This window comes from Arthrobacter sp. K410C (assembly GCF_059090105.1).
The window spans coordinates 91,068-102,687 of record NZ_JBNHFJ010000001.1; the positions used below are offsets into that span (position 1 = coordinate 91,068).

Sequence of the window (11,620 nt, forward strand, 5' to 3'; positions counted from 1 at the left end):
CCTGATTCCCGGCTGATTCCAGAGAACCAGCCGGGAATTAGCGTGACCTGCAAATGGCTAGACGGCGATGGCCGCCAGCGCCTTGGCGCTTTCCTTGGCGGGGTAGGACGGCGGGTTGACGCCGGCCATCTCCTCCATCACGCGGACCACCTGGCAGCTGTAGCCGAATTCGTTGTCGTACCAGACGTAGACTACGAGGTTCTTGTCAGTGGAGACGGTGGCCAGGCCGTCCACGATCCCGGCGCGGCGGGAACCGACGAAGTCGGTGGAGACCACCTCGGGGGAATCGATGTAGTCGATCTGCTTGCGCAGGTCCGAGTGCAGCGACATTTCGCGGAGGTAGTTGTTCACCTCGTCCTTGGTGGTCCCGTTCTCCAGGGTGAGGTTCAGGATGGCCAGCGATACGTCCGGCGTGGGAACGCGGATGGAGCTGCCCGTGAGCTTGCCCAGCAGTTCCGGCAGTGCCTTGGCAACTGCTTTGGCGGCACCGGTCTCGGTGATCACCATGTTCAGCGCCGCGGAGCGGCCGCGCCGGTCGCCCTTGTGGAAGTTGTCGATCAGGTTCTGGTCGTTGGTGAAGGAGTGCACGGTTTCCACGTGGCCGTGGACCACGCCGAACTTGTCGTTGAGGGCCTTCAGGACCGGGGTGATGGCGTTGGTGGTGCAGGACGCCGCTGACACGATCTGGTCGGTGTCCTCGATGGTGCCGTGGTTGATGCCGTGGACGATGTTCTTCAGCTCGCCCTTGCCCGGCGCGGTCAGCAGCACCCGGGCAACACCCTTGCTCTGCAGGTGCTGGGACAGGCCTTCGGCGTCGCGCCAACGCCCGGTGTTATCGACCAGCAGCGCGTCCTTGATGCCGTATGCGGTGTAGTCAATGGTGGCCGGATCGTTCGAGTAGATCACTTGGATCCGGACGCCGTTGGCGGTGATCGTGTCGGCTTCCTCGTCGACGCGGATGGTGCCTTCGAAGGAGCCGTGCACGGAGTCACGGCGCAGCAGGCTGGCGCGCTTGGCCAGGTCGTTGTCGGAACCGCGGCGGACCACAATGGCACGCAGGCGCAGGCCGTGGCCGCCACCGGCCTTTTCGATCAGGAGGCGGGCCAGGAGCCGGCCGATCCGGCCAAAGCCGTACAGCACGACGTCGGTGCTGGTGCGCTCGTCAGCGCCGCGCTTGCCCACGATCTCGGCGAGCTCGGCGCGGAGGAACTCCTCCAGGGTGGCGCCGTCGCCCTCTTCCTTGAATTTCTGGTTCAGGCGGGCAATGTCGATCGCGGCCGCGCCCAGCTCAAGCCCGGCCAGGGTGTTCAGCAGCGGGGCAGTCTCTTCAAGGAGCAATTCGTCCTTGCTCATCCGGCGCGCGAAGCGGTGCGCCTTGAGGATGTTCATGGTGGACTTGTTGATCAGGCTCCGGCCATGGATGCTGGTCACCACGTTGTTTTCGCGATACAGCCGGCCGATCACCGGAATCATGGCCTCGGCGAGGGCCTCCCGGCCCATCCATGTATCAAGACAAGAATCTGACGTCTGGCTCACAGAAATACCTTCCTCGGTTCAGCCGCATACGTCCTCGTACGCGGATGTCGGCCACCGGATGATGTCCAGGGGCACCCACGCCTGCAGGGTTCGGCCCCCAGGCGCATGGATCGTGTGCAAAGAAAAACCGCCGGCTGCGAACGCAGCTCCCGGCGGAAGAACCCCTACGTCCGGTATCTATTCTAAGTTGGCCCGCGGTGCGCAACAGGCTGCAGGCGCGTGAAATCACTCACACGACGGGGCAGCTAGTTGTGCAGCGCCGAGTAGAGGTTGAGGCTGGCGGAAAAGACCACCCATGAGAAGTAGGGCAGCACCAGCAAGCCGGCACCTGCGCTCACAGGGCCGAAACGCAGGATCAGGAACACCAGGGACACCGCCAGGCCGGCGATGACGGCGAACGCCACCCACAGGGCAGCGGTCCCCAGGACGGGATACAGTCCGAAGAACGTCAGCGGCCACCCTGCGTTGAGCACCAGCTGGACGATATAGCCGGCCAGCGTCCCCCTGGTCAGGGCACCTTTGCGCCAGACCAGCCAGGCGGCAACGGCGACGCCGATGTAGAGCGCAATCCACATGGAGCGGAACATCCATCCCGGCGGCATCCACGGCGCCTTGACTGACTCCGCGAACCAGCCGGCCGAATGCAGGATGATGGGAATCGAGGCCAGCGCCCACGCGGCCAGGGAAAGGGCAAGGAAGCCCAGCAGGGCAAGCGCCTGCCTGGCGCGGCCGGGAGCGGCGCCCCGGGCCGGTTGGCTGGCCGGGTGGCGATCAGTATTTGCGGGCACGGTTTAGGATCACCAACAAAACTTCCAAGGTCAAACCGGTTTGATGGACGGGACAGCCGATACGCCGGGTTCTGTTCCCCGCTTCCGTTGCCGAAAGCGGGGCGACGGCCATCCATCTACGAGTACCGTTGCCGGTACCCTCCAGCGGCCTACCCGGACACTCGGGCGGGCAGCCCTCGAACGTGTCCTGTCTGGCCTTGCTCCGGGTGGGGTTTACCTAGCCTTCCCGGTCACCCGGGAAGCTGGTGGTCTCTTACACCACCGTTTCACCCTTACCCGCTCTCCCCCGTCCAGGGACAAGGGATGCGGGCGGTCTGTTCTCTGTGGCACTTGCCTGCGGGTTACCCCGAGTGGGCGTTACCCACCACCCTGCCCTGTGGAGCCCGGACGTTCCTCGAGCCACTTGCGTGGCGCGCGGCCGTCTGGCTGTCCCATCCTCAACCAGTCTACCGGCGCGGGGCGTCCTTTCCGCCGCCGGTAGTATCGGACGGTGCTTATTCTGCTTCCCCCTTCCGAAGGCAAGACGCCGGCTGTCCGCGGTGCCGCCGTCGACTGGCAGTCCCTGGGCTTTCCCGCCCTCAACCCCTACCGCGCCAAAGTCCTCGAGGCGCTGGGGACCGTCAGCGCACACGAGGACGCCCTTGCGCTGCTGGGCGTGGGGCCGTCGCTGAGCGACGACGTCCGCCGCAACACCCGGCTCCGCGCGGAGCCGGCGGCACCAGCACACACCATCTATTCCGGGGTCCTGTACGACGCCCTCGGCTACCGGAGCCTCACCCCGGCCCAGCGCCGCAAGGCCGACGAATCGGTGCTGGTCATCTCAGCGCTTTGGGGAGCGCTGCGTTTCGGCGACAGCGTGCCCGCCTACCGGCTCTCGATGGGGACGGCACTGCCCGACGTCGGCAGGCTTGCCCCGTTCTGGAAGCCACTCCTGGCGGACGCACTGGCCGCGGCCGTGGAGGGCCACCTCCTGGTGGACTGCAGGTCAAGCACCTACGCCGCCGCGTGGACCCCGCCGCCCGCCCGGACAGTCACGGTCAATGTCTTCACGGAAACCGGCGGCGTGCGCAAGGTGGTCAGCCACTTTGCCAAGCACACACGCGGTGAGCTTGCCCGCCACCTGCTGGTGCGCCGCGGAAAGGCCCCCGCGACCCCCGAGCAGCTCCTTGGCGCCGCGCAGGAGAAGTGGGGTGCGGAGCTGGTTACTGGCTCTGCCCGGAAACCGCACGCGCTGAACATCATCCTCCAGGGCTGAAAGCCCGGCAGGTCAGGCCCACTCCTCCGAACGCACCAGGATGGCGCCGGAATCGGGGCAGAAGACGATGTCGTCGGCGGAAGCTGCCTTGACCTCGGCGAGGTCGCCGGGGCTGAGCTTCATGCCCGAGGCCTCCGACATCCCGTGGAACAGCCGGGCCGCACCCACGCCCCGCTTCGCCAGCGTCTTCTCGTAGACGGCAAGCAGTGGGGCGTCGAGTCCCTGTGCGAATTCATCGCGCTTGGCCCGGACCTCGGCGGCTTCCGCGTCGACTCCGGCGATGGCCTCGTCCAGTTCTGCCCGGATGCTGCCGAAAGAACCCTGGATATCGTCCACGATGACCTGCTGGGCTGCCTGGCGGGCCCGAAGGGTGTCCAGCCTTTCCAGGACTTCCAGTTCCACATCCTCCAGGTCGGAGCGGCGCTTGTTCAGCGAGGCAATGTCCTTCTGGAGGGCCACAAGGTCCTTGGACAGGCCGGTGCCGCTGTTGAGCCTTGCCTCGTCCCGTTCGATGCGGGTGGCCACCTGTTCCACGTCCGCCTCGGCACGCTTCAATTCGGATTCTGCGTCGTGGACCGCCACCTTGGCTGCACCAAGTTCCCCGTTGGCAACCGAAAGGGCGGCTTCGAGGTCCTTGATCCGTGGATCGTTTTCAAGTTCGCGGCGACGGTTGGCGAGCGATTTAAGCCTGGCATCCAGCCCCTGCAGTTCGAGCAACTTCAACTGTTCCGCCGGTGCTGCCTTCGCCACTATTACCTCCGCTTGTTCCCTTCCGGCCGGAGCCGGGCACCTTGCCGGCGCTTCCTCGACTCTAGCGCCTGGCTTGCTCCGCTGGCTTAGCCCGGAGTGAGTATGAAGTCCCAGGGATCGCTGTTGGTGGTACTGACCTGGATTTCGACGTCGTGGCCCTGGTCCGCGAGGACATTGCCCAGGGCGGCCGCAGCCGCCGGCAGCCAAAGCCATTCGCTGGCGAAGTGCGAGACGTCCACGAGGTACGGGCGCCCGTTCAGCGCCGACTCCCGGGCTTCGGATGCCGGGTGGTGGCGGAGGTCGGCCGTGACGTAGACATCGGCGTTGCTGGCCCGGACTTCGTTGAACAGCGAGTCACCGGCGCCGCCGCAGACGGCAATGCGCCGCACCAGGCCGTCCTTATCGCCGGACACGCGAACGCCGCCGGCCACGGACGGCAGGATCTCAAAGACCCGGGCGGCAAACTCACCCAGGGTCATGGCATCCGCCAGTTCGCCCACCCGGCCAATCCCCTCTTCCGGCAGTCCGTTGGCGGCAACCGTGAGGGGTGCCACGTCCTGGAGGCCGAGGGCGTCTGCGAGCACGTCCGAGACGCCTCCGACGGCGGAATCACCGTTGGTGTGCACCGTCAGGAGTGCCGTGCCCGACTCGATGAGCCGGTGGACTGCCCTTCCCTTGGCGGTCGTGGCGGCAACCGATGTAACACCCTTGAGGAGGAGCGGATGGTGCGTGATGAGGAGTTCGGCGCCCCACTCCACGGCTTCCTCGATGACCTCCAGCGTGGGGTCCACCGCGAACATCACCTTGGTGACCGGAGTGGACGGGTGGCCCGCCACCAGTCCCACCTCGTCCCAGTCCTCGGCCAGGGACTCGGGCCAGAGCTCCTCCACCGCCAGCAGCAGGTCGCCCAGGCTTGGAGCCTCCGTACCGGCCGCCGCCGGCGTGTCCGAGGGGGCGTCGCCGTCGTGATTCCGGTCGTTGTGGTCTTCGGGGCCGGTAACGTCGGTGTCCACAGGTTCCATAGTCTTAGTTTTACCCCATCCGCCATCGCCACCCCCGTACCGTGACGGGTGCCGCGCCCGGGCGGGGAATCATCCGGGCGCGCCAACCATTGAAGAGGTCATGAAAACTTTTGTTCTGGGCGGAGGCTGCTTTTGGTGCCTTGACGCTGTCTACCAGAAGACCAGGGGCGTCACCTCAGTGGTGTCCGGCTACACCGGCGGGCACGACCCCCACCCCGACTATTACTCCGTCTGCAGCGGAGCAACCGGCCATGCCGAGGTCGTGGCCGTGACCTTCGACGAGGACATCATTCCGGCCGAGGTCATCCTTGACATGTTCTTCGCCCTCCATGACCCCACCACGCTGAACCGGCAGGGGTACGACGTCGGCACGCAGTACCGTTCGTCGATGTTCTACGAGACCACGGAAGAAAAGATCCTGTTCGAGGAGGCGATCGAACGGAACCAGGAGCTGTGGCGGGACCCGATCGTCACCGAGGTCAGCCGGCTTCCGCGCTTTTACGTGGCAGAGGAGTTCCACCAGAACTTTTACGCCAAGCATCCCGAGCAGGGGTACTGCCAGGTGATCATCAACCCCAAGCTGGCCAAGGCCAGGAAATATTACTCTGCGTGGCTTAACGCTTAGCCAGGGTTACGGTGCCTCGTTAGGCTGACCTCAGTATCCACCCTTCAGAGATAGGCGTATGTACATGGCACGGATCTATGACGATGTAACGCAGTTGGTTGGCGGCACTCCGCTGGTCAAGCTCAACCGGCTCAGCGAGGGGCTGGAAGCCACCGTCGCCGTGAAGCTGGAGTTCTACAACCCTGCCAACAGCGTCAAGGACCGCATCGGCGTGGCCATCGTCGACGCCGCCGAGAAGTCCGGGGCCCTGAAGCCGGGCGGCACCATCGTGGAAGGTACTTCCGGCAACACGGGCATCGCCCTGGCCATGGTGGGTGCTGCGCGCGGCTACAAGGTGGTCCTCACCATGCCCGAGACCATGTCCACCGAGCGCCGGGTCATGCTGCGCGCCTTCGGTGCCGAGATCGTCCTGACCCCCGGTTCCGAGGGCATGCGCGGCGCCGTGGAGAAGGCACAGGAGATCGTGGCCAACACGGAGAACGCCATCTGGGCACGCCAGTTCGCGAACGAGGCCAACCCGGAGATCCACCGCAACACCACCGCCGAAGAGATCTGGGCCGACACCGACGGCAAGGTGGACATCTTCGTTGCCGGCGTCGGAACCGGCGGAACGGTCACCGGCGTCGGACAGGTCCTGAAGGAGCGCAAGCCCGACGTCCAGATCGTGGCCATCGAACCCAAGGACTCGGCCATCCTCAATGGCGGCGCGCCCGGCCCGCACAAGATCCAGGGCATCGGCGCCAACTTTGTCCCCGAGATCCTCGACACCAACGTCTATGACGAGGTCCTGGATGCCACGCTTGAGGACTCCGTGCGTGTTGCCCGTGAACTTGGCGTCAAGGAAGGCATCCTGGGCGGCATCTCCTCCGGCGCCATCGTCTGGGGAGCGTTGGAGCTGGCCAAGCGGCCCGAGAACAAGGGCAAGCTGATCGTCGCCGTCGTATGCGACTTCGGCGAGCGTTACATCTCCACCGTCCTCTATGACGACATCCGGGGCTGATCAGGCCGCTTTCCGCCCGTTTCCTGTAGAAAGAACTTTGTGGGCTTTTTCGCAAGACTGAAGGAAGACCTCGACGCCGCCCGGTCCCATGACCCGGCGGCTCGAGGTTCTTTTGAGAACTTTTTCGCTTACTCCGGCCTGCATGCCATCTGGATCCACCGGCTGACGCACCGGCTGTGGCAAAATCCGGCCCTCCGGTTCCCGGCCCGGCTGATCTCCCAGCTGGGCAGGTTCGCGACCGGCATCGAGATCCACCCCGGCGCCACCATCGGCCGCAGGTTCTTCATCGACCACGGCATGGGCGTGGTCATTGGTGAGACCGCGGAAATTGGCGAGGACGTCATGATGTACCACGGCGTGACCCTGGGCGGCCGCTCCCTGGCGCGGATCAAGCGGCATCCCACTATTGGCGACCGCGTCACCATCGGCGCCGGAGCGAAGATCCTTGGACCCATCACCATCGGACGGGACAGCGCCGTGGGCGCCAACGCCGTCGTGGTCAAGGATGCGCCGCCTGAGTCAATCGTCACGGGCGTTCCCGCCAAATGGCGGCACCGCGACGCGCAGCGGGAAACCAAGCCGGCGGTGGACCCGGCCGAGTACGACATCGAATACCGGATCTGACTATCCGCCCACCCTCTTCAGGACCGCCAGGACAACCACGTCATAGAGGCGGTCCGGCAGAACCCGCCGCAAGGCGGTAATGGTGCCAGCTCCCCTGCCCACCGGATAGCGGGTTTTCGGATGCGCGGACGTGGCGGCGTGCAAAATGGCTTCCGCAATGACCGCCGGCGGAGTGGACACCGCCGGCCGGTGGGTGGACGCCAGTGCCGCCGCCATGTCCCGCGCCTGCGCATCGTAGGGCCCTGCACCGCTGCTGGCCTTCAGTCCCTCCGCGGCCACGCCTCCCCATTCGGTCCGCGTGCTGGCGGGCTCGATAATGGACACAGTGATGCCGTGGGGTTTCAGTTCCAGGCGCAGCGAATCGCTCATGCCCTCCACGGCGAACTTTGTTGCGTGGTACCAGGCGCCCAGCGGCTCGTAGAACTTTCCGCCGATGGATGAGACGTTGATAATCCGGCCCCGTCCCGCCTGCCTCATGGCGGGAAGCACCAGCTGCGTCATCCGGGCAAGCCCAAAGACGTTGACGTCGAACTGGCGGCGCCCCTCCCCCGGGTCCACCTCCTCCAGGGCGCCGTACGAACCATAGCCGGCGTTGTTCACCAGCACGTCCACCCGTCCCCGCTCCGCAAGCACGCGCCCGACGGCGGCACGCATCGACCGATCATCCGTGACGTCCAGTTCAACCACCCCGACGCCGGCGTCCCGCAACGGCGCCATCCTGTCCACCCTTCGGGCGCCCGCATAGACGGTAAAGCCTTTTCCGGCCAGCTTCCGGGCGGCCTCGAAGCCGATCCCTGCGGACGCTCCGGTCACGATCGCGATTGGGTGGGACATCTGGACTCCCCCGTGCTGGGCGGCGGCACGCTCCGGAGACGGCAACGGCCGGTGGTTCCCAGATTATCTGCGAACCACCGGCCGTGGCCGGAGCGGGCGGGTATTAGTGGGTGTCCACCGCTTCGATTTCGGACTTGTCCTCGCCCCACAGGGTGTGGAACGTGCCTTCGGCGTCGATCCGGCCGTAGGTGTGCGCACCGAACAGGTCGCGCTGTCCCTGGATCAGGGCGGCGGCAACGCGCTTGCGGCGGAGGCCGTCGTAGTAGGCCAGCGAGGAGGAGAACACCGGGACGGGAATTCCGAGCTGGACTGCCGTGGCAACCACGCGCCGCCACGCCGGCAGGGCATCGGCGATGGCCTTGGTGAAGGCCGGGGCGAACAGCAGGTTGGCCGGCTTCTCGTCCGCGGCGTAGGCCTTGGTGATGTCCTTGAGCAGTTCCGCACGGATGATGCAGCCTGCACGCCACAGGGACGCGATCTCGTCCAGCTTAAGGTCCCAGCCGTATTCCTTGGCTGCCGAAGTCAGCATGTCCAGGCCCTGGGCGTAGGAGACCAGCTTGGAGGCGTAGAGCGCCTGGCGGACATCCTCGACGAAGGTTTCCGGGATCTCGACGGCGGATTCCCCGCCTTCCAGCAGTTCCTGGCCCAGCTTGCGCTGGCCGGCCTGCGAGGAGAGTGCACGGGCAAAGACGGACTCGGCGATGCCGGACACCGGGGAACCGAGCTCGAGGGCGGAGATGACTGTCCAGCGGCCGGTGCCCTTCTGTCCCGCAGCGTCCACCACGACGTCGACGAACGGCTTGCCGGTCTTGGCGTCAACGTGGCCCAGGACTTCTGCGGAGATTTCGATCAGGAAGGAGGAGAGCTCGCCCTTGTTCCATTCCGAGAAGATCTTCGCCTGCTCGGCGGGCTCGATCCCGGCTCCGGACCGCAGCAGGTCGAACGCCTCGCCGATGACCTGCATGTCCGCGTATTCGATGCCGTTGTGGACCATCTTAACGAAGTGGCCGGCGCCGTCGGTGCCCACCCATGCGCAGCAGGGCTCGCCGTCAACCTTGGCGGAAATCTTTTCGAGCAGCGGGCCGAGGGCCTTGTAGGACTCCTTGGAGCCGCCCGGCATGATCGACGGGCCGTTGAGCGCGCCCTCCTCGCCGCCGGAGACACCCACGCCCACGAAGTGCAGGTCCTTCTTGGCGAGGGCTGCTTCCCGCCGCCGGGTGTCTTCATAGTGGGAGTTGCCGGCGTCGATGATGATGTCGCCCGGTTCCAGCAGCGGCTCGAGCTGTTCGATGACCGAGTCCACCGGCTTGCCGGCCTTGACCATGATCAGCACGCGCCGGGGCTTCTCCAGCGAGTCGACCAGTTCCTGGAGGGTTTCGGTGCGGATGAAGTCACCTTCGGATCCGTACCGCTCCAGCAGCGCGTCGGTCTTCTCCACGGACCTGTTGTGCAGGGCGACGGTGAAGCCGTTCCGCGCGAGGTTACGGGCCAGGTTGGCACCCATCACCGCAAGGCCGGTGACACCGATGTGTGCAGACATCAAAACTCCAATTCATTGCTTCAGGACGAATGGCGGCAGCCTCGTCGAAACCGCCGCCATGACCAGGGTCGGAATAAAGCATATATATTCTGGAGGTAACAGGAAAGGGGCAACCCGATAATGGAACGCTTTTTGTCGCCGCCCGCCGCCTCGAGCCTGGCCCCCGGCCCGTTCCCACTAGGCTTAACGGCATGACCAGCAGCCTGCACCACCGTGCCATCGAAAATCTCGGCACCCGCATCATTGCAGGCGAGCTGCCTGCTGGCCATGTCATGCTCGCCGAGCAGCTCGAAGACGAACTCAAGGTTTCCCGGTCCGTCATCCGCGAAGCAGTCCGCGTGCTGCAATCACTGGGGCTGGTGGAAACCACAAAGCGGGTGGGCATCAGGGTCCTGCCGCCCAGCCGCTGGAACCCCTTCGACCCGCAGGTCATCCGGTGGCGGCTGGCCAGTGATGCCCGCGGCGCGCAGCTTCGTTCCCTCGCCGAACTGCGGGCGGCCGTTGAACCTGCCGCGGCCGAGCTCGCCGCCCAGAACGCGCCCGCCCCGCTAAGGCTCGAGCTGGTGGACGTGGCCTATGCCATGCGCGATGCCGGTCACAGCGGCGAAGTGCCGCGCTTCCTGGACCTGGACATCCAGTTCCATTCCCTGCTGCTCTCCGGCTCCGGCAACGAGATGTTCGCCAACTTGATGGGCCAGGTGGCGGAGACCCTTACCGGCCGAACGGTACATGGCCTCATGCCCGACCACCCCAACGAGGCTGCCCTGCAGTGGCATGTGGACGTGGCGGAAGCGATCGCAAGGGGCGACGCCGCAGCCGCGAGGGAGGGATCCGACCGGATCCTTCGCCGGACCATGGCCCGAATGGCGGACACCTGGACCGAGCAGCCGCGCGTCTTCATCCCGGTCCGCCGCTGACGGCCCTGCCCCCGAACGCCAGGTAATCGGCCCCAGGTAACGCTCCAGACACATTCAGTAGTAACTTTTTGTTTCCTGGAGTTCACGGTATATTCATTTCAGACCCTCCACCGCGGCATCCCCCAATAGTCGCGGTGGAGGGTTTTCCAATGCCCGCAGGCAGGCCCTTCCCTTAGGACCGGTGCTAGGCCGCGCCGGCCAGGGACTCCCGCAGGCGCCAGCCGCCCCCGAGTCCGTCACGTTCCAGCACCATGGTGGTCAGGGCGGAATTCCTATTGCTTCCCAAGCGCACCTGGACTTGCAGGACCTCCACATCCACCCGGCTTCTACCCCTTGGCATCCTCCGATGGGTTTCCCACCAATTGATCCGCTCGAACCATCTCACCGGCTCGGCACCCACGGACCATTCCCGCCCCCGGCAGACCACCGCCGTCGGCATTCCATCCCCGCCCCTGCGGACTATCACGTGTTCCATGACTGAAAAGCTACGGCGGGGGTCTGACATTCCGGCTGTGCCGCCAACGACAAAACCCCGCATCTCCATAGGCCTGGAAAGGCCGGAAACACGGGGTTTTTCTGGTGGGTCCTACCGGGATCGAACCGATGACATCCACGGTGTAAACGTGGCGCTCTACCAGCTGAGCTAAAGACCCAAGGTGCTGAATCCGGCGTTTCCGCCGCAACCAACGAACATAGACTCTACCTGACGCGGAGCCCCAAACGCGAATC

Annotated in this window: 12 protein-coding genes, 1 tRNA gene and 1 other RNA gene; 5 read left to right on the forward strand and 9 right to left on the reverse strand. The window is 65.6% G+C overall.

Going from position 1 to position 11,620, the window contains the following annotated elements; genetic code table 11:
- Positions 1-57: 57 nt before the first annotated feature.
- The 3 genes from AC5RU7_RS00480 to rnpB form a co-directional block, all read right to left on the reverse strand.
- Positions 58-1,536 (reverse strand): glyceraldehyde-3-phosphate dehydrogenase, encoded by a 1,479-nt coding sequence (locus tag AC5RU7_RS00480; protein ID WP_494050656.1) that lies wholly within the window; start codon positions 1,534-1,536, stop codon positions 58-60.
- A 245-nt stretch (positions 1,537-1,781) separates the two neighbouring features.
- Positions 1,782-2,324, reverse strand: coding sequence for a TspO/MBR family protein (locus AC5RU7_RS00485; protein WP_494050657.1), 543 nt, complete (start codon positions 2,322-2,324; stop codon positions 1,782-1,784).
- A 44-nt stretch (positions 2,325-2,368) separates the two neighbouring features.
- Positions 2,369-2,758: RNase P RNA component class A (gene rnpB / locus AC5RU7_RS00490), an RNA gene on the reverse strand.
- A gap of 56 nt (positions 2,759-2,814) precedes the next feature.
- Here rnpB and AC5RU7_RS00495 point away from each other — a divergent pair.
- Positions 2,815-3,579, forward strand: coding sequence for a YaaA family protein (locus AC5RU7_RS00495; protein WP_494050658.1), 765 nt, complete (start codon positions 2,815-2,817; stop codon positions 3,577-3,579).
- A 12-nt stretch (positions 3,580-3,591) separates the two neighbouring features.
- Here the strand turns inward: AC5RU7_RS00495 and AC5RU7_RS00500 are convergent, their stop codons facing one another.
- Complete coding sequence (locus tag AC5RU7_RS00500; protein WP_494050659.1) at positions 3,592-4,329, reverse strand: zinc ribbon domain-containing protein; 738 nt, start codon at positions 4,327-4,329, stop codon at positions 3,592-3,594.
- A gap of 86 nt (positions 4,330-4,415) precedes the next feature.
- Positions 4,416-5,351: a Nif3-like dinuclear metal center hexameric protein gene (locus AC5RU7_RS00505; protein ID WP_494050660.1), complete on the reverse strand. Its 936-nt coding sequence runs from the start codon at positions 5,349-5,351 to the stop codon at positions 4,416-4,418.
- Between the two features lie 100 nt (positions 5,352-5,451).
- On the opposite strand from AC5RU7_RS00505, the gene msrA reads away from it, so the two are divergent.
- From msrA to epsC, 3 genes are all read left to right on the forward strand, one after another.
- The gene (gene msrA, locus AC5RU7_RS00510; RefSeq protein ID WP_494050661.1) at positions 5,452-5,976 is read left to right on the forward strand and encodes a peptide-methionine (S)-S-oxide reductase MsrA; all 525 of its coding nucleotides are present in this window, start codon (positions 5,452-5,454) and stop codon (positions 5,974-5,976) included.
- 64 nt (positions 5,977-6,040) lie between these two features.
- Positions 6,041-6,976 (forward strand): cysteine synthase A, encoded by a 936-nt coding sequence (gene cysK, locus AC5RU7_RS00515; protein ID WP_494009433.1) that lies wholly within the window; start codon positions 6,041-6,043, stop codon positions 6,974-6,976.
- A gap of 39 nt (positions 6,977-7,015) precedes the next feature.
- The gene (gene epsC / locus AC5RU7_RS00520; RefSeq protein ID WP_009372911.1) at positions 7,016-7,600 is read left to right on the forward strand and encodes a serine O-acetyltransferase EpsC; all 585 of its coding nucleotides are present in this window, start codon (positions 7,016-7,018) and stop codon (positions 7,598-7,600) included.
- On the opposite strand, the gene AC5RU7_RS00525 is transcribed toward epsC, so the two are convergent.
- Together AC5RU7_RS00525 and gnd are read right to left on the reverse strand one after the other, a co-directional pair.
- Positions 7,601-8,434: an oxidoreductase gene (locus AC5RU7_RS00525; protein ID WP_494050662.1), complete on the reverse strand. Its 834-nt coding sequence runs from the start codon at positions 8,432-8,434 to the stop codon at positions 7,601-7,603.
- A 103-nt stretch (positions 8,435-8,537) separates the two neighbouring features.
- The gene (gene gnd / locus AC5RU7_RS00530; protein WP_494050663.1) at positions 8,538-9,974 is read right to left on the reverse strand and encodes an NADP-dependent phosphogluconate dehydrogenase; all 1,437 of its coding nucleotides are present in this window, start codon (positions 9,972-9,974) and stop codon (positions 8,538-8,540) included.
- A gap of 191 nt (positions 9,975-10,165) precedes the next feature.
- Between gnd and AC5RU7_RS00535 the strand changes: the two genes are divergently transcribed.
- Complete coding sequence (locus AC5RU7_RS00535; protein ID WP_494009436.1) at positions 10,166-10,891, forward strand: FadR/GntR family transcriptional regulator; 726 nt, start codon at positions 10,166-10,168, stop codon at positions 10,889-10,891.
- Between the two features lie 184 nt (positions 10,892-11,075).
- Here AC5RU7_RS00535 and AC5RU7_RS00540 read toward each other — a convergent pair whose 3' ends face one another.
- Positions 11,076-11,366, reverse strand: coding sequence for a hypothetical protein (locus AC5RU7_RS00540; RefSeq protein WP_494009437.1), 291 nt, complete (start codon positions 11,364-11,366; stop codon positions 11,076-11,078).
- Positions 11,367-11,468: 102 nt separating this feature from the next.
- Positions 11,469-11,544: transfer RNA gene (locus tag AC5RU7_RS00545), tRNA-Val, on the reverse strand.
- Positions 11,545-11,620 lie beyond the last annotated feature (76 nt).

Excerpts from the sequence above, each read along its gene's own strand:
- AC5RU7_RS00540 (WP_494009437.1), bottom strand. The coding sequence starts at position 11,366 with ATGGAACACGTGATAGTCCGCAGGGGCGGGGATGGAATGCCGACGGCG.
- AC5RU7_RS00525 (WP_494050662.1), bottom strand. The coding sequence starts at position 8,434 with ATGTCCCACCCAATCGCGATCGTGACCGGAGCGTCCGCAGGGATCGGC.
- gnd (WP_494050663.1), bottom strand. The coding sequence starts at position 9,974 with ATGTCTGCACACATCGGTGTCACCGGCCTTGCGGTGATGGGTGCCAAC.
- AC5RU7_RS00535 (WP_494009436.1), top strand. The coding sequence starts at position 10,166 with ATGACCAGCAGCCTGCACCACCGTGCCATCGAAAATCTCGGCACCCGC.
- cysK (WP_494009433.1), top strand. The coding sequence starts at position 6,041 with ATGGCACGGATCTATGACGATGTAACGCAGTTGGTTGGCGGCACTCCG.
- msrA (WP_494050661.1), top strand. The coding sequence starts at position 5,452 with ATGAAAACTTTTGTTCTGGGCGGAGGCTGCTTTTGGTGCCTTGACGCT.
- AC5RU7_RS00505 (WP_494050660.1), bottom strand. The coding sequence starts at position 5,351 with ATGGAACCTGTGGACACCGACGTTACCGGCCCCGAAGACCACAACGAC.